The 17215-nt window shown below is 43.9% G+C and carries 16 protein-coding genes and 1 other annotated feature; of the genes, 7 read left to right on the plus strand and 9 right to left on the minus strand.

Going from position 1 to position 17215, the window contains the following annotated elements; translation table 11 throughout:
* Nucleotides 1-155: 155 nt before the first annotated feature.
* Nucleotides 156-1496, plus strand: coding sequence for a branched-chain amino acid transport system II carrier protein (gene brnQ / locus NSU16_RS14425; RefSeq protein ID WP_010335308.1), 1341 nt, complete (start codon nucleotides 156-158; stop codon nucleotides 1494-1496).
* 88 nt (nucleotides 1497-1584) lie between these two features.
* Here brnQ and ezrA read toward each other — a convergent pair whose 3' ends face one another.
* Nucleotides 1585-3273, minus strand: a complete 1689-nt coding sequence (ezrA, locus tag NSU16_RS14430; protein ID WP_168748524.1) for a septation ring formation regulator EzrA — start codon at nucleotides 3271-3273, stop codon at nucleotides 1585-1587.
* Between the two features lie 196 nt (nucleotides 3274-3469).
* On the opposite strand from ezrA, the gene hisJ reads away from it, so the two are divergent.
* The gene (gene hisJ, locus NSU16_RS14435) at nucleotides 3470-4276 is read left to right on the plus strand and encodes a histidinol-phosphatase HisJ (RefSeq protein WP_339191303.1); all 807 of its coding nucleotides are present in this window, start codon (nucleotides 3470-3472) and stop codon (nucleotides 4274-4276) included.
* Here the strand turns inward: hisJ and refZ are convergent.
* Nucleotides 4260-4895: a transcriptional regulator RefZ gene (gene refZ / locus NSU16_RS14440; RefSeq protein ID WP_010335311.1), complete on the minus strand. Its 636-nt coding sequence runs from the start codon at nucleotides 4893-4895 to the stop codon at nucleotides 4260-4262. The two genes, hisJ and refZ, sit on opposite strands and share 17 nt — an antisense overlap.
* 129 nt (nucleotides 4896-5024) lie before the next feature.
* On the opposite strand from refZ, the gene NSU16_RS14445 reads away from it, so the two are divergent.
* Nucleotides 5025-5513 carry a GAF domain-containing protein gene (locus NSU16_RS14445; protein ID WP_168748526.1) on the plus strand — a complete coding sequence of 163 codons (489 nt, stop codon included), beginning with the start codon at nucleotides 5025-5027 and terminating at the stop codon, nucleotides 5511-5513.
* A gap of 44 nt (nucleotides 5514-5557) precedes the next feature.
* On the opposite strand, the gene NSU16_RS14450 is transcribed toward NSU16_RS14445, so the two are convergent.
* Nucleotides 5558-7303: a diguanylate cyclase gene (locus NSU16_RS14450; protein WP_339191305.1), complete on the minus strand. Its 1746-nt coding sequence runs from the start codon at nucleotides 7301-7303 to the stop codon at nucleotides 5558-5560.
* Nucleotides 7304-7595: 292 nt separating this feature from the next.
* Here NSU16_RS14450 and rpsD point away from each other — a divergent pair, with 292 nt between their 5' ends.
* The gene (rpsD, locus tag NSU16_RS14455; protein WP_010335313.1) at nucleotides 7596-8198 is read left to right on the plus strand and encodes a 30S ribosomal protein S4; all 603 of its coding nucleotides are present in this window, start codon (nucleotides 7596-7598) and stop codon (nucleotides 8196-8198) included.
* Nucleotides 8199-8219: 21 nt separating this feature from the next.
* Here the strand turns inward: rpsD and NSU16_RS14460 are convergent, their stop codons facing one another.
* From NSU16_RS14460 to acsA, 3 genes are all read right to left on the minus strand, one after another.
* The gene (locus NSU16_RS14460; RefSeq protein WP_032731292.1) at nucleotides 8220-8348 is read right to left on the minus strand and encodes a hypothetical protein; all 129 of its coding nucleotides are present in this window, start codon (nucleotides 8346-8348) and stop codon (nucleotides 8220-8222) included.
* Nucleotides 8349-8479: 131 nt separating this feature from the next.
* Nucleotides 8480-9748, minus strand: a complete 1269-nt coding sequence (gene tyrS, locus NSU16_RS14465) for a tyrosine--tRNA ligase (protein ID WP_095714526.1) — start codon at nucleotides 9746-9748, stop codon at nucleotides 8480-8482.
* Nucleotides 9749-9796: 48 nt separating this feature from the next.
* Nucleotides 9797-10038 (minus strand) — a binding site (T-box leader).
* Between the two features lie 54 nt (nucleotides 10039-10092).
* On the minus strand, nucleotides 10093-11814 hold the full coding sequence (acsA, locus tag NSU16_RS14470) for an acetate--CoA ligase (RefSeq protein ID WP_339191308.1): 1722 nt from the start codon (nucleotides 11812-11814) through the stop codon (nucleotides 10093-10095).
* Between the two features lie 160 nt (nucleotides 11815-11974).
* Between acsA and acuA the strand changes: the two genes are divergently transcribed.
* The 3 genes from acuA to NSU16_RS14485 are packed head-to-tail and all read left to right on the plus strand — an operon-like array spanning nucleotide 11975 to nucleotide 14441.
* Nucleotides 11975-12607 carry an acetoin utilization protein acetyltransferase AcuA gene (gene acuA, locus NSU16_RS14475; RefSeq protein ID WP_168748530.1) on the plus strand — a complete coding sequence of 211 codons (633 nt, stop codon included), beginning with the start codon at nucleotides 11975-11977 and terminating at the stop codon, nucleotides 12605-12607.
* Between the two features lie 26 nt (nucleotides 12608-12633).
* Nucleotides 12634-13278, plus strand: coding sequence for an acetoin utilization AcuB family protein (locus NSU16_RS14480; protein WP_268448340.1), 645 nt, complete (start codon nucleotides 12634-12636; stop codon nucleotides 13276-13278).
* Nucleotides 13275-14441: an acetoin utilization protein AcuC gene (locus NSU16_RS14485; protein WP_339191310.1), complete on the plus strand. Its 1167-nt coding sequence runs from the start codon at nucleotides 13275-13277 to the stop codon at nucleotides 14439-14441. The genes NSU16_RS14480 and NSU16_RS14485 overlap by 4 nt, the downstream gene beginning before the upstream one ends.
* A gap of 11 nt (nucleotides 14442-14452) precedes the next feature.
* On the opposite strand, the gene motS is transcribed toward NSU16_RS14485, so the two are convergent.
* From motS to ccpA, 3 genes are all read right to left on the minus strand, one after another.
* Nucleotides 14453-15181, minus strand: a complete 729-nt coding sequence (gene motS, locus NSU16_RS14490; protein WP_268505277.1) for a flagellar motor protein MotS — start codon at nucleotides 15179-15181, stop codon at nucleotides 14453-14455.
* Nucleotides 15171-15989, minus strand: a complete 819-nt coding sequence (gene motP / locus NSU16_RS14495) for a flagellar motor protein MotP (RefSeq protein ID WP_286059854.1) — start codon at nucleotides 15987-15989, stop codon at nucleotides 15171-15173. Before motP ends, motS begins: the two co-directional genes overlap by 11 nt.
* Before the next feature lie 69 nt (nucleotides 15990-16058).
* A complete protein-coding gene (gene ccpA, locus NSU16_RS14500) occupies nucleotides 16059-17063 on the minus strand; it encodes a catabolite control protein A (RefSeq protein WP_339191313.1) in 1005 nt (334 codons plus the stop codon).
* Nucleotides 17064-17215 lie beyond the last annotated feature (152 nt).

Consider the following 17215-nt stretch of genomic DNA (forward strand, 5'->3'; position numbering starts at 1 on the left):
ATATTTATGTTACCATAACAAAATTTAATAGAAAATTACAAAAAGCTAGTATTGACTTCTAAATTTTTTACCATATAATAAGATTTGTTCGTTTCGTCATATTATCTGACAATTAATTGACAGAATATTTTAACATAATTATTAGGAGGATTTTCATGAAACACTCACTGCCTGTCAAAGATACCATTATTATTGGTTTCATGCTATTTGCGCTATTCTTTGGAGCAGGAAATATGATTTATCCGCCGGAACTTGGACAAGCAGCCGGACATAATGTCTGGAAAGCCATCGGCGGATTTTTACTGACCGGGGTAGGCCTGCCTCTTCTCGGAATTATTGCTATTGCATTAACCGGTAAGGATGCTAAAGGACTTGCTGATAAAGCTCACCCTGCATTCGGAACAGTATTTACCGTTGTACTTTATTTATCAATCGGACCATTATTCGCCATCCCAAGAACAGGAACCGTTTCTTATGAAATTGGTGCAGTTCCGTTTCTGACTGGCGTTCCTGAAAGACTGTCTTTATTAATTTTTACAATTATCTTTTTCGGCATTACTTACTATTTAGCGCTAAACCCAACCAAAGTCGTGGATCGAATTGGAAAAATTCTCACGCCTATTAAATTTACAATTATCTTAGTGATTGTTCTCAAAGCGATTATCACGCCAATGGGCGGTTTGGGCGCAGTTACAGAAGCATATACAGGTACACCGGTATTTAAAGGGTTTTTGGAAGGCTACAAAACAATGGACGCACTTGCCTCCATCGTATTTGGTGTTGTCGTTGTAAATGCTGTGAAAAGCAGAGGCGTTACACAATCAAAAGCTCTTGCCGCAGCCTGTATTAAAGCCGGAATAATTGCTGCATTAGGGCTGACATTCATTTATGTTTCTCTGGCTTACCTAGGTGCAACAAGCACGAACGCAATCGGACCTGTCGGTGAAGGAGCTAAAATACTATCAGCGTCGTCCCATTATTTATTCGGTTCATTGGGAAATATCGTACTTGGGTCAGCTATCACAGTCGCGTGTTTAACTACAAGCGTTGGGCTTGTCACTTCCTGCGGCACGTATTTTTCAAAGCTCATCCCTGCACTATCATATAAAGTTGTCGTTACCATTGTCACTTTATTCAGCCTGATTATCTCTAATTTCGGGCTTGCTCAAATTATCGCTTTTTCAGTTCCTATTTTATCAGCTATTTATCCGCTTGCCATTGTCATTATCGTTCTTTCATTTATTGATAAGCTCTTTAAAGAAAGACGTGAAGTTTACATTGCATGCTTAATCGGCACAGGATTATTCAGTATTTTAGACGGTATTAAAGCAGCCGGCTTTTCGCTCGGAGCTCTAAATACGTTTTTAAATGAGAATCTCCCGCTATACAGCCTTGGTATTGGGTGGGTAATTCCTGGAATTATCGGAGCAATTATCGGCTATATTCTTACCTTTTTCATCGGTACACCCAAACAACAGCTTAAAGAAATAAGTTAATATCATGGTCGTCTGCGTTACTGCGCAGGCGTTTTTTTAATAAAAAAGAGCCCGCTCATCAACTGCGGGCTCTTTTACGATCTGAATGTTAAGCGGATAAATCAGCTTTTATTTTTTTTACAGCACCCGGCGCAGCTTTCTCTACAGCTGCAGCCGCAATTTCATAGGACTGTTCATAATCATATGCGTAAAACCGTCTTTCCGCTTCTTTCAGCTGTTCAGATAAAATATGGTTCTGGCTTCTGAATCGGTTTCCGAACTGAATGATTTTTTCAATCAGCATAACCTGCTCTACCAATTCCTCTGATTCCCGGCTTGCCCTGTTCACGATATCTTCCGCTTCTTTCAGATGGGCTCCGGCTTCTTCCATATTTAAAGGAATTTCGTTTAATTGATTGACCGTCTCTTGAATGTGATGATGCGCGTTTTCCAGCATCTCTTGAATATGGCTTGGGATGCCCGGGATGTTGCTTATCTTCAGCAGTCTTGCAGTCTCAGAAATGGTTTTTTTCAGATTGCTGAGCGTCTCTCTCGCCTGCAGTTCTTCTTTTCTAAGAGCCTGCAGCTTTTCACGATAATCCGCATGGTCTTTTTTCACTTCTTCAATTTGCTTCTCAATTGATGCGACCTCTTCAACTAAAAGAGAGTAGGCGACATGCTCTGCATCCAGCTTATCTTTTACTGACGCAAGCAGCTTACCGACTTCATCAATGCGCTTTTCAAAGGCCTGCTGTTTGCCTAGCTCACCTGCTGTCAGTCTATAGCTTTCCTTCACCAGTTCAGTTTCCGCCTTTGTCTGCTCCTTCTCTTCTTTCAGCTTATCGTAAGCAATGATCAGCTCAGGCATTTTGCTTAACACAGATTGGCCTGCTTCAACTTCACCCTCGAGCTGCTGGTAAACAGATTGAATATTTTCGTCTATGAGCTGCAGTATGGCAGAGGCTTCATCAATATCCAGCTCAGTCATCAAAACATGTTCTGCCCGTTTCAGCTGATTTGACAGGTTTTCCAGTTCCTTATCAATCTGGATATGCTCAAGCTTATACCCTTTCTCTTTCATTTCGCGATATCCGTCTTTGAGCTTTGCAATCTGGCCCGGCAACGTCTGCTTGCAGTCGGCTAACAGTTTCGGCACATCATCTATGTACGACTGAAGCCGTTCAAGATTGCGATCCTGCTCAAGAAGAACTTTTCTTGCAGTAATGTAGTTCCCGCCCTCTGTCTCTTCTTCAAACTGTTTGATCCCGCTCCAGATCTCGTCAAGATCTGCTTCAAGGCTGTCATAAAGCTCTCCGTAAAGGTGGCTGTATGCCAGCAGGTTTTTTCGGGACTTTGAGTAGCGTTCTCTTACTTGTTCAATCTCTTCGCGGCTCTTTTCTTCACTTGTGACGAGATTGCTAATTTCCCGGAGTATCTTTTCAATGTTCGATTCCGCCGCTGTCAGGAGATCGTCGATATGAACGAGCACTTGATTGGCTTTTTTAAACCGGTATTTGTCCGCGCATTCTTCGGCATCATAAAGGAGCTCTTCAACTTTCGGCATATGGGCAGTGACAATCTCATCCCATTCTTCACGCCATTTCTCAAAGAACTCTTCTGTCTGCCCCGTCATTTTCAGATGTTTAATTTTGGACATTTCTTCCACTATCGATCGATTGAGAATTTCAATCTTCCAAGATTCCAAACGATCAATTTCCGTGTAGATTTTTTTCCTGAAAAAGTAGCCCGCTGCAAACAGCGCGAGCAGTACAATTAATAATCCAATGACAAACTCCATAATGAGCCCCCTTGCTGTTAACCTTAATCTGTCAGGGTGTTTTATTTATTCAGAAAGATTTCAGGATATGTATTGAGAAAAACTGTCGTTTTCATTGTTATTATGATACCATGTAACCAACATTTTTTGAGCAGAAATCAAAAACTTTTTGTGCAAAATCGGCAGGATTTGACTATTTTTTCACGGGGTGACACCAATGCTAAAGCGAGACGGACATATTCACACACCATTTTGCCCTCACGGAACAACAGACACACTCAGGCAATATGCGGAGGAAGCGATAAAAAAAGGCTTTCAATCGATTACGTTTACAGAGCACGCTCCTTTGCCTCCCTCTTTTACCGACCCGACACCGCAAAAAGACAGTGCGATGGCGCAAGCCTCTTTGGAACACTATATTAATGAAATTTCCGGTTTAAAAAGAGAATATCGCGGACAGCTTGACATACGGACCGGGCTCGAGGTCGACTATATCGCTGAATACGAAGGTGAAATCAAATCGTTTCTGGATGCATACGGCCCATTTTTAGATGACAGCATCTTATCCGTTCATTTTTTGCGCACGGGCTCGTCCTATCTGTGCCTTGACTATGATGAGCATACATTTAAAGAGCTGATCTCAGAGTGCGGAAGCATCGAAGCTGTATATGAACTGTATTACCGCAGCATTTATTCTTCTATTGTAACATCTCTCGGCACCTATAAGCCAAAAAGAGTCGGTCACATCACACTCGTCAAAAAATTCATCAGGCTGTTTCCTTATAAAATGTCAGATCATATTCGCAGACTTGTTTCTGAGTGCCTGAACGCTGTCGAGGAAAATGGAATGGAGCTTGACTTTAATACATCAGGTCTAAGAAAAACATACGCGGGGGATATTTATCTGGAGGACTGGATGATTGAGGCGGCGAAGCAAAAAAATATCCCGCTTGTGTTCGGGTCTGATGCCCATCAAGCGGGTGATGTCGGATACGCATATGTGAAGTTTACTGAACTGCGCTAATTTGTGACCGCATGTCTCCTGTCCGGAATACGCTTCTGATCCAAATCTTGATTTCTTCAAAATACATTTTATAAAAGTACGGCTCGTGCGGCTGCATATAGAGCACTTCTGAAATGTATTGAGGCTGGAGATAGGGCATCATCAAGAGAGATTTTAATTGAAGAATAAAATGAGGCAGCGGCAGCGTTAAATGTTCTCGCTGTTTTTCTCCTTCCTCAATAATCAGCTGGAAGATATACTTTTCCTTCATCAGGTACGTCGACATAATCTCTCTTATTAAAGTCGAATCAATGGTGACTTCCCGGTAGACAAACCGAGTTAATTGACGATTGTTATGCTGATAGGATAAAATATCGAAAACCAATTGGAGAAGCTGTTCCTGCGTGCTTTGAAAAGAGATGTTGCCTGCCGCTGTTTCAAGTGTTTTATTGTAGCCTTCGTAAAACTCTGAAACTAAGTGTTCCATCAAGCCTCCTTTGCCTTTAAAATAGTAGGAGATGTGCGCAACATTTACATCAGCTGACTTTGCGATTTCACGGACAGATGTGCCAGAAAATCCTTTTTGGTTAAAGAGCATGACAGCAGATTCAATAATTTTGTCTTTGGTGCTTACTTTCATACCGGCTCACTCCTTCCTCTTGTTACAAATTCAAGGAGAAGACCGGCTGTTCCTGTAAGAACTTATCGACAAATGCCGGCAGAAAAGCCGGGATTTTGTTTTATATTATAGAAAAAGTGAGGGTTTCCCATGTTTCATGTCGAACAACAATCCGGAGATAAAGAAAAAGACTATCAGCTTCTTCTAAAACAGCTCGAAGCCATAACAGAAGATGAAACAGATCAAATTGCAAACTACGCAAATGCGTCAGCACTGCTTTATCATTCATTGCCTGAGGTCAACTGGGCCGGTTTCTATTTTGCTAAGGAAGGGGAAGGACAGCTTGTGTTAGGGCCGTTTCAAGGTCTGCCGGCATGTGTCCGTATTCCTTTCGGTAAAGGCGTTTGCGGAACAGCATACGCAAACGGAAAAGTGGAGCGAGTTGCAGATGTAAACGCATTTCCGGGACATATTGCCTGTGATGCAGCATCTCAATCAGAAATTGTGCTTCCGATTCATGTAGACGGGAACCTAGTCGGCGTCTTGGACATTGACAGCCCTGTCAAGAACCGATTTGATGAGATCGATGAAAAGTATCTTTCACAATTTGTAAAAACCCTTGAAAAAGCTTTAGTGTAATGCATACAACAAAAGCCCAAAACATGTAGCGTTTTGGGCTTTTTTCATTTTTTTATCGACTCGTGAATCATCAAACGGTTTTTCCCGCTGCGTTTTGCGGTGTAAAGCGCTTCGTCTGCCTGGTGAACAAGTTCCTTCAAGGACTTTTTCGATTCTGAATCCCAGCAAGAGATCCCGCATGAAATCGTCACCTCAGGCTTTGTGCTTTTTCTCACTGCACAAACAAGCCTTTCGGTAATCCGTTTCCCGACGGCTACTGTCACATTCGGAAGGTAAACCGCCAGCTCCTCGCCCCCCCAGCGGGCGCCAACATCATGTTTTCGGATATTGCTTTTGATGACGGAAGCGACCTGTATTAAAATCTCGTCCCCTATCTGATGTCCGTACGTATCATTTACATTTTTAAAATTATCAATATCAACAAGAATAAACACGCCTTTTTGATGAATTTTCATGCTGTATTGAATTTTTTCATCTAAATAGACTCTTGAATACAGCTCTGTCAGCTGATCCGTTTTCACAAGATGCTCAAGGCGGTCGCGAAGCATCGAATTGGTCACAGCCAGCGTGGCGTGATGAATCAGCGCTTGGAACAGCTTGTACATTTCAAAGGTAAAAGCGTACATTTCCTTTTTCAGCAAAACGGCAAATCCCAAGAGCTGGTCATTCTCAATCATCGGAACAGCCATAAGCGAACCGTATCCGGCTTTTCCGAAAACAGACTGTCCATTTCCGATAAAAACACCCTTTTCTCCTTCGTACAGTTTTTCCTTTATTTCATTATATATATCAGACGACTTCGTTTCTTTAAAAAATGCTGTGCTCCCGGGAAGCAGTGTCTGCTGTTCAAAATGGTCAATATGGAAAAAACCCACTTCTTCAGCATGAAATGATTCAGCCATTCTCACAGCAAGATCGTTCATCGTATCCGTCAGCGTCAGCCGCTGGTTAAGACGGCGCGTTGTTTCATTAATTAATTCCAAGTTTGCAATACTTGTTTTGGATTGTTCATAGAGCTGGGCATTTTCAAACGCCTTACCCGCCGCATTTGCTATCAGTGACATTTCATCAAGGTACGCGTCGGTAAGGGGGCTGTCTCCCGCCCCATCTGCCATCAGCACGCCGTACGTTCCCTGCTGCCCTTTAATTGGAATGTAAGCGGTCGTTTCATTTTTCCGCAAAATGTCCCCGGATAGATAGACTTTAAGCGCAAAGGAATCGGCATCTTCCCCTTCCATATACAGCTCTGTTGCAGGAACACCTAAACATTGGTCCTGATCATGGGAAATAAACAGAGAAAATTGAAAGAGTGGAAACGTGGTGTGTAAGCTTTCAAGAAGCTTCTTCAGCACTTCCGTCTGATCGAGCAGCGAATGGAACAGTTCGGTCATCTTGTATATCTTTTTTTGATAGATTGTTTTGATATAAAGTCTTTCCTGTTTCATTGACTGATTCAAAAAAGAAGAAATCAAATCCGGAAGCTCTTCCGGAAACACTCCGTCCTGCCTGCATGTTAAATGAAAGCTCCTGCCGGAGACATGATCTTCAATAACAAAAAATGAGGCATTTATTTTCAATGCGGAAAAATGCACTTCCTCCTGTGCCATTTGTGCCATGTGATCAGATGGAGAAGGTAAAAGGGATACGCAAAGTGATGGAAAATATGTTTGAATAGCCGAAGTCAGCCATAAAAGAGAGTCGGTGAATGAGACCTTTTCAGATTTGGCTAATAAAAAATCGAGCATATGATAACGAAAGGCGGGTAATTGATCTTTTGTTTCTTCTATCATGTTTTATCACCTAAAAAGTTTACCACTAATTTTTGTTTATTATATCACAACAGCGAAGCAATAATGAACGAATGGTTGACTTCAAAACAAATAAATTATATAATGACCTTTGTGTGAAATATTGCAGCCTTTTTGTTCAGCTTCTATGTTTTCATTTTGTTCCTTATCAATAAGGTGTATCGTGTAACTCTCTGCTGCTGGAGCGAGGATACATGAAAACAAAATGTGCATGGTCGAATAGAACAGACGGTTTTTATTTTCCACAAAATAAAACCAAAGGAGGAGTCACATTATGGCTCGCTATACAGGTCCATCTTGGAAACTGTCCCGCCGTCTAGGAATCTCTCTTAGCGGAACAGGAAAAGAATTAGAAAAACGCCCTTACGCTCCAGGTCCACACGGCCCAGGACAACGTAAAAAATTATCAGAATACGGTTTGCAATTGCAAGAAAAGCAAAAGCTTCGTCACATGTACGGTGTAAACGAACGTCAATTCCGCACACTGTTTGACAAAGCTGGCAAACTAGCTGGTAAACACGGTGAAAACTTCATGATTCTTTTAGATTCCCGTCTTGATAACGTTGTGTACAAGCTAGGTTTAGCGCGTACTCGCCGTCAAGCTCGCCAATTGGTTAACCACGGTCACATTACTGTAGACGGAAGCCGCGTTGACATCCCGTCTTACCAAGTAAAAGCTGGTCAAACAATCGGTGTTCGCGAAAAATCAAGAAACCTTTCAATCATCAAAGAATCAGTTGAAGTAAACAACTTCGTTCCTGAATACCTTACTTTCGATGCTGAAAAGCTTGAAGGTACATTCACTCGTCTTCCAGAGCGTTCTGAACTTGCTCCGGAAATTAACGAAGCGCTTATCGTTGAGTTCTACTCTCGTTAATCGTTTAAAAACCCCCTGCCGCTATGCGGTCGGGGGGTTTTTTTCGTCTGCTTCTTCTACCGTTTCCTGCTGGACAACACTTTCTCTGGCCTGCTGCTCCCAATAATCCCGCTGCATTCTTTCTTTGGCGATCGTACACATGAGATTCACGGTGAGCTCTCCCTCCTATTGAAAAGGTGGTGAATGGTCGTGTTTGCCCTATCTAATATACTCTTTCCCTCAAATTCCTATGCACTAAACCAAAAACATCCTTTGCCAATTGGGCAAAGGATGTTTTTTTCTTATTTATACGTGACAAGGAAGTATTTTTTCTTCCCGCGGCGAAGCACAGTAAACTGATCTTCAATGCGGTCTTCAGCAGATAAAATATAGTCAATTTCTGTCTGGCGTTCACCGTTAATGTAAACGGCTCCGTTTTTAATATCTTCACGGGCTTGTCGTTTAGACGGTGACAGTTTCGATTCAACCAGCACATCTACGAGTGACAGTTCTTCAGCGCTGTCTTTTTCTAGAGAAGGCACATCTTTAAAACCGATTTTTACGTCTTGGGCAGAAAGCTCTTTAATATTGCCGCTGAACAATGCTTGGGAAATATTAATCGCTTGCTCCAGTGCCTCGCGTCCGTGAACGAGCGCTGTCACTTCTTCTGCCAGGCGTTTTTGCGCTTCACGCTTTTCAGGCGCTGTTTCAGTTTTTTCAGCGTATTCTTCGATTTCTTCTTTTGAAAGGAACGTAAAGTATTTTAAGTATTTCACAACATCACGGTCATCTGTATTGATCCAGAATTGGTAGAATTCATATGGAGACGTTTTTTCTTTATCTAGCCAAATTGCACCGCCTTCGGTTTTTCCGAATTTTGTGCCGTCCGCTTTCGTTACAAGCGGAATGGTAAGACCAAACGCTTTTGCTCCTTCTTCTTCAGATTTTCTGATCAGCTCAAGGCCAGCTGTGATGTTGCCCCATTGATCACTTCCGCCGATTTGCAGCTTACAGTTTTTCTCTCTGTACAGGTTTAAGAAATCATAAGATTGAAGAATCATGTAGCTGAATTCTGTGTAAGAGATGCCGGATTCGATTCTGGAGCTGACTGTATCTTTTGCCAGCATATAATTGATGCCGAAGTTTTTGCCGACGTCACGAAGGAAGTCGATCACATTCATGTTTCCGATCCAGTCGTAGTTGTTTGCCATAACAGCCGGGTTTTCCGCTGATTCAAAATCAAGAAATCTTGAAAGCTGATGTTTGATTTTTTGCGACCATTCGACAACGATATCAGCCGTGTTTAACGTACGCTCTGCTTTTTTTCCGCTCGGATCGCCGATTAAACCCGTCGCGCCGCCCACAAGCGCAATCGGATGGTGCCCCGCAAGTTGAAAACGGCGGAGTGTTAAAATTGGCAGCAGGTGCCCGATATGCAAGCTGTCCGCTGTCGGATCAAAGCCTGAGTACAGGCGGATTTTTTCTTCGTTCAGCTGTTTGTTCAGTCCTTCTTCATCCGTCATTTGCTGAATCAATCCGCGGAAGGATAAGTCTTCAAGTAAGTTTGTCATGAGATAAGGCTCCTTTTTTAATAAAATAAAAACGCCCCTTCGTGTAAACGAAGGGACGATTGATTATCGCGGTACCACCCTACTAATAAGAGCATACATACAGCTTTTTGCTCTTATCACTTTGCCTGATAACGGATCAGGTCCGTTCTTTCACTACTGAAAGCCTGAGCGGCTTTGTTTGCAAAAGCGGTTCATGAGTGTATTCGACATATCCGTCTGTGCTGATTTTCACCGGCCATCAGCTCTCTGGAACGTAAGGATATTCTACTTGTCTCAATCTTTACCTTTTCATATGAAGCTATATCATTTTTAACATAAATAAAATCCCGTGTCAACGGCGCCTTTTAATCCTCCATCGTTGACAGGTCTCCGGCCGGAAGATTCAGCTCCCATGCCTTCAGCACACGTCTCATGATCTTACCGCTCCGTGTTTTTGGAAGCTTATCCTTAAATTCAATTTCACGCGGAGCAGCATGGGCTGCAAGACCTTGTTTGACAAATTGACGGATTTCTTCCTTCAGTTTATCAGACGGCTCAAACCCTTCTCTGAGAGCGATAAAGGCTTTAATGATCTCCCCGCGCACCGGATCAGGTTTACCAATGACCCCCGCCTCCGCAATTGCTGGATGTTCGACAAGCTTACTTTCCACTTCAAATGGCCCGACGCGCTCACCGGAGGTCATGATGACATCGTCCACTCTGCCTTGGAACCAAAAGTACCCTTCATCATCCATGTAGGCAGAATCGCCCGACACATACCATCCGCCCGGCATAAAATAAGATTCGTATTTTTCAGGGTTGTTCCAAATCGTGTGCATCATAGATGGCCAGCCCTTTTTGATGGCGAGGTTCCCCATTCGATACGGCGGAAGCTCGTTCCCCTGATTGTCAACGATTGCTGCTTCTACACCGGGAATCGGTTTTCCCATCGAGCCTGGTTTTATATTCATGCAAGGATAGTTGCAGATCAGCTGTCCGCCCGTTTCTGTCATCCACCATGTATCATGAATCCGTTGGTTAAAGACTTTATGCCCCCATCTGATCACTTCCGGATTTAAAGGTTCACCGACACTCAGCACATGGCGGAGTGAAGTCAGATCATATTTGGCAGCCATATCATCTCCGGCTCCCATCAGCATTCGAAAGGCAGTCGGCGCGCTGTACCAGACGTTTACACCAAGCTGCTCAATCGTGCCATACCAGCTTTCCGGGCTGAATCGTCCGCCGACAATCACATTTGTCGCTCCGTTCAGCCACGGCGCAAAAATCCCGTACACCGTTCCAGTCACCCAGCCTGGGTCGGCCGTGCACCAGTAAATGTCCTCTTCCTTTAAATCAAGGACCCATTTTCCTGTCTGATACTGCTGAACCATCGCCTCATGGACATGAAGCACACCCTTTGGCGTACCCGTAGATCCTGATGTATAGTGAAGCAAATAGCCGTCTTTTTTGTCCATCCATTCAATGTCCAGTCTTGTGCTCTCATGTTTAGCCACTTCATCATAATGAATGATGTTTGTTCCGCTCTTTTCAGTCTGGCCGCCGACTATGAATATACGCTGTAAATCAGGGAGCTTGTCAACCGGAATCCTTTCTAAAAGCTCAGGCGTCGTGACAACAACCTTTGCCTCGCTGTTTTGAAGCCGGTCCTTAACAGCCCCCTCCATAAACGCTTCAAATAACGGCCCGGCGATTGCGCCGATTTTGATGGCACCTAGCATAATAAAATAAAGCTCGGGTGATCTCGGCATAAAAATAAAAACGCGGTCCCCTTTTTCCACATTTCCATACCGTCTCAGCACATTCCCGGCTCTGTTTGTTTCTTCTTTCATTTCTTTAAATGTGTATTTTTCATCCCGTTCTGCGTCCTTATAATAAAGCGCAACTTTGTTTTTTCGAAAAGATTCGGCATGACGGTCTATCGTTTCATAAGCCGCATTCAATTTCCCTGTCTTATGCCAAGAGAAATGTTTCTCTGCTTCGGACCAATCAAATTGCCGATACGTTTCTTCATAGTTTTTTAAATTATGATCCCCCTCTATTGCTGGCAACGCTTTCAAATTCATGTCCAAACATCCCCCTTTGCTGAAGTTGTCACATTTATTATAGTATATATTCATATTCTTCTCAATTTTTAAAATATAAACCATGTTGAAAACGCTTTATAATTTGTTATTCTTAAAGGAGGCATGTATTTTTTATAGAAATTGATGGGACGGTGAATCAGTGGAACATCATAAAACATATCACTCTGCAAACATCAAAACAGCAACCGGCTCCTTACTGATAGAAGGCCCTGTCTCTCCAGAGGAATTGGCAGGTTATGAGTTTCATAAGGATTTGACCGCATTTCGGCCGCCCCGGGAACAGCATGAAGCATTAGTCGATATTGCTGGCCTTCCTGAGGGACGCATTATCATTGCCAGAGACGGCCAAACCATTGTCGGCTATGTGACGTATTTATACCCTGATCCGCTCGAAAGGTGGTCAGAAGGAAATATGGAGGATTTGCTTGAGCTCGGAGCCATTGAGGTGGCGCCGGCATACCGGGGATGTTCTGTCGGAAAAACGCTTCTGACCGTCAGCATGATGGACGAACAAATGGAGAACTACATTGTGATGACGACAGAGTACTACTGGCATTGGGATTTAAAGGGGATGAAAAAAGATGTGTGGGAGTACAGAAAGATCATGGAGAAAATGATGAACGCAGGCGGATTGGTCTGGTTTGCAACCGACGAGCCTGAGATCAGCTCCCATCCTGCGAACTGCCTGATGGCGCGCATCGGAAAAAACGTCAGCCAGGAATCAATTGAACAATTTGACAGGCTCCGTTTTTATCATCGTTATATGTATTAACTGACACAGACAAAGGGGAAAAGATAATGATTGTTGAGCAAATCATGAAAAAGGATGTCATCACATTAACGAAAACGGATACGCTTGAAACGGCAATACACAAGCTGAAAGAATTTCATATCAGGCATTTGCCTGTTATTAACGAAGACCGCCATGTAATTGGGATGATTACAGACAGAGATATGAAACAGGCCAGCCCCAGCATTTTTGAAGAAAGCAAACGCAGCCGTTTTCTCACACGAAGCGTTGAATCAATTATGAAAAAAGACGTAGTATGCGCCCATCCGCTTGATTTTGTTGAAGAAATATCAGCAGTCTTCTACGAGCATGGCATTGGCTGCCTTCCTGTCGTGCACCATCAAAAATTAATCGGCATTCTGACAAAAACCGATTTGCTGCGGACTTTTGTAAAGCTGACAGGCGCTGACCAGCCCGGATCGCAGATTGAGATAAAAGTAAATGACATCACCAAAAGCCTCGCCGATATCAGCAGCCTCTGCCAAAGACTTCAGGTAAAAATACTGAGCGTTCTTGTCTATCCTCATGACGATTCCGGCGCAAAGGTGCTTGTATTTCGTGTCAAGACGATGAATCCGCTGCCGTTTTTGCAGGAATTGCAAAAAAACGGGCATCTCATCGTATGGCCGTCAGAGCATAGGGATCAGCTATGAGGGACAGTGTGTTCATTTATTCTCCCTCTTATCAGACCTATATGTTTCACCAGGAGCACCCCTTTAATCAGCAGCGTGTTCTCCTGACATATGATTTGCTCAAATCAATGGATGCCTTTGACGAGGGAGATATCGTCAGTCCGCGGCTTGCGGCGGAAGATGAGCTGGCTCTCGTTCATACGGACGATTATATCCAGGCAGTAAAGCTTGCCGGTGCCGGAAAACTTCCAGCCGAAGAAGGGGAAAGCTATGGGCTCGGTACGGAAGATACACCTGTCTTTGCAGGCATGCATGAAGCGGCCTCACTATTAGTCGGCGGCACCTTAACGGCTGCGGATTATGTCATGTCAGGGCAAGCACTGCATGCTGCCAACCTTGGGGGAGGCTTGCACCATGGGTTTCGTGGAAGGGCTTCAGGATTTTGCATATACAACGACAGCGCTGTAGCGATTCAATATATTCAGGAAAAATATCAAGCCAGGGTGCTGTATATTGATACGGACGCCCATCACGGAGACGGTGTGCAATTTGCATTTTATGATAACCCCAACGTATGCACCCTGTCCATTCATGAAACGGGACGGTATTTATTCCCCGGAACCGGTCAGATTCAGGAAAAAGGCAGCGGAAAAGGCTACGGATATTCCTTTAATATCCCGCTTGATGCTTTTACGGAGGATGATTCATTTATTGAAGCCTACCAGACAGCAGCTTCAGAAATCGCCGATTATTTTCAGCCGGATGTGATTATCAGCCAAAATGGCGCTGATGCCCATTACTACGATCCGCTGACTCATTTGTCGGCAACGATTTCCATTTACAATGAAATTCCGCGGCTTGCTCACGCACTAGCGCATCAATATTGCGGCGGAAGATGGATCGCCGTCGGAGGAGGCGGATATGATATTTGGCGAGTGGTGCCCCGTGCCTGGGCCCGAGTATGGCTTGAAATGAAAGGAATCGATCCGGGACATGACATACCACCTGAATGGATCGCAAAATGGCAAAAGCAATGCCCAGTCACCCTTCCGTCCAGCTGGAGCGACCCCGCCGATTTATATCCGCCGATTCCACGCAAGCCAGAAATTACAGAAAAAAATGCTCAAACCGTCAGCAAAGCGTTATATGCGGTACGATCAGAGCGCCAGGAGAAAACAAAATAAAAAAACGACCTTCACGAAGAGGTCGTTTTTGATTTTTTGATGACGATTTCCACACGCCGGTTTTCCTTCATATGTTCATTTGTTTTGTTATCCTTTACAGGCTTTGTATCCGCATATCCAACAGCGATAAACCGTTTTGACGGGAGTTTCTCTTTTGATGTGAAGTATTGAATGACCCCGCTTGCCCGTGCTGCGGATAGCTCCCAGTTGGACGGATACCTGTACGTTGAGATATTTCGGCTGTCTGTATGGCCCTCCACCTGAATATCATTTGGAATAGTCTGAAGAAGAACTGCAATTTGGTGAAGAAGCGTTTCGGCATTATTCAACACGTCAGCCTCACCCGAATCAAACAGCACCGCTTCCTGAAGAACGAGCACGACCCCGCGTTCATCCCGCTTTGCTGTCATTTTTGACTTTAGCTGATGCTCTCGAATGTATGTATTTACTTTTTGCAGCAGTTGATCCTGCTGATTCTCTTGCTTTTTCGCATCGGCTGACGGCGTGTCTTTTTGATCGATGGCTGTTTGGTCTGGCTGAAGCCCGCTGCCATCCTTTTGGATCGAGTTCACCGCTGCTTTAAATTTTTGCAGATCAATCTGCGACATCGAAAAAAGTAAAATAAAGAACACAAGAATCAGCGTAATCAGATCTGTAAAGGTTACCATCCAGCCGGAGGATGACTGATTGTTTTTCCTGCTTCCATTCCTTCGTTCAAAGCGCTCTCTTCTAAGCTTCATGTACAGATCCCTTTTTTGTCTTGACTTGATTAGGCTGCTTCCGCCATTCTTCCCGAGAGCTGAAAACGACGAGCTGGCTTTCCAGATTGCGCGGATTTTTTCCGGATTGTATCCCGATAATGCCTTCCACCATTACCTGTTTGATGAAGATTTCACTTTCTGTTTTTTCTTCAAGCTTGGCCGCAATCGGATTAAATACCATGTTTGCCAGCAATGAACCGTATAAGGTCGTCAAAAGTGCAACGGCCATATTGGGTCCAAGCATATCAGGGTCATTTAAATTTTTGAGCATCAGCACCAGCCCGACTAGTGTCCCGATCATGCCCCATGCCGGAGCGAATTCTCCCGCTTTTTCAAAAACGCGGCGCCCTTTGCGGTGCCGTTCCTCCATTGCTGCAATTTCTGAATCCATGACAAGCCGAATCGTTTCTTCATCCCAGCCGTCAACCGCCAGAAGCAGCCCTTTTTTCAAGAATGGGTCTCTGATTTCTCTAGCCTGGTCATCCAATGATAAAAGCCCATGTTTTCGTGCATGGTCGGAAAGGGAAACGAAGGTTTTCACAAGGTCCTTTACATTGTCTTCCTGGCGGATAAATGCCTGCTTTAACACAGTTGGCGTTTTTTTCAGCTCCCTCGGCGGAAAACTGATAAAAACCGCGGCGCAAAGCCCTCCTGTTACGATAAAGAAAGAAGTCAGATCTAGAAAAGAGCGGAAACCGCTTACTCCCGATCCGGAAATAATTCCAATTACAATAATAATCGTTCCTAACACAAAACCAACAGGTGTAAGATAATCAAAACGTTTCATCATTTCTCCTCACTCATACGAAAAAAGCAAGAATTCACCTTAGAGGTGAAGCTTGCTTTCTTGTTTTTCTTATGACTTGGTTGACTGTCTTAACTCTATACGATGCGGCAATTCGACAATATGCTCTTCCACCGGCTCTTTATTCATGAGCTTTGTCAGCAGTCTCATCGCAACCGCGCCAATATCATACGTCGGCTGAACTACTGTTGAAAGCTGCGGTCGAACCATCAAGCTTAATCTCGTATTATCAAAGCCGATAATGTCGAGATCCTCAGGAATGGACAAGCCTTGATCCTGTGCGGCATGTATAATGCCGAGCGCCATTTCATCAGTTGCAGAAAGAATCGCTGTCGGCTTTTTGTCCAGGCTCATGAGATGCTGAAGCGCCTCAAGTCCGGAATCATACGTGTAATCACCTTCAGCAACAAATTGTTCATGAAACGGAAGATTCGCCTCTTCAAGCGCCCGTTTGTAGCCTTGCAGTTTCTTTGAGCGGTTGATCGGTTCTGTCATCGAGCCAGAAACAAATGCAATATCAGTGTGCCCCTTATCAACCAAAAGCTTCACCGCGTCATAAATCGCCTGCTCGTAATCAATTGCGACTGATGGTGTTTCACCTTGCTCCTCAACAGAAGCGGCAAGCACAATCGGCACTGGGGAACGCTTAAATTCCGCTACATGCTCGTCCGTAATGTTTCCGCCCATAAATACGATGCCGTCGACCTGTTTGCCGAGCATTGTGTTTAATAAGTGCAGCTCTTTCTCCAAGTTTTGGTCAGAGTTGCTCAAAATGATGTTATATTTATACATTGTCGCGATATCTTCAATTCCTCGCGCAAGCTCTGAATAGAAAATGCTTGAGATATCAGGAATGATGACACCTACAGTTGTTGTTTTTTTGCTTGCAAGCCCTCTTGCCACCGCGTTTGGACGGTAGCCGAGACGGTCAATGGCTTCCAAGACTTTTTTTCTCGTTGTCGGTTTTACATTCGGGTTACCGTTCACGACACGGGAAACGGTCGCCATGCTTACATTAGCTTCTCTCGCTACATCGTAGATCGTAATATTGCTCATCCTAAAACCACTCCTTTTACTGGATACACTTATCCTTATCTATAGCATAAACACTTTATGTAGAGAAATGTCATAATGTCCGAATTTATGTCGTTTATGATTTGTAAGCGTAAGTCAGTAGTCTACATTATTTTTCATTATTCATCAAATTT

Source organism: Bacillus sp. FSL K6-1003 (genome assembly GCF_037964945.1).
GTDB lineage: Bacteria > Bacillota > Bacilli > Bacillales > Bacillaceae > Bacillus > Bacillus mojavensis.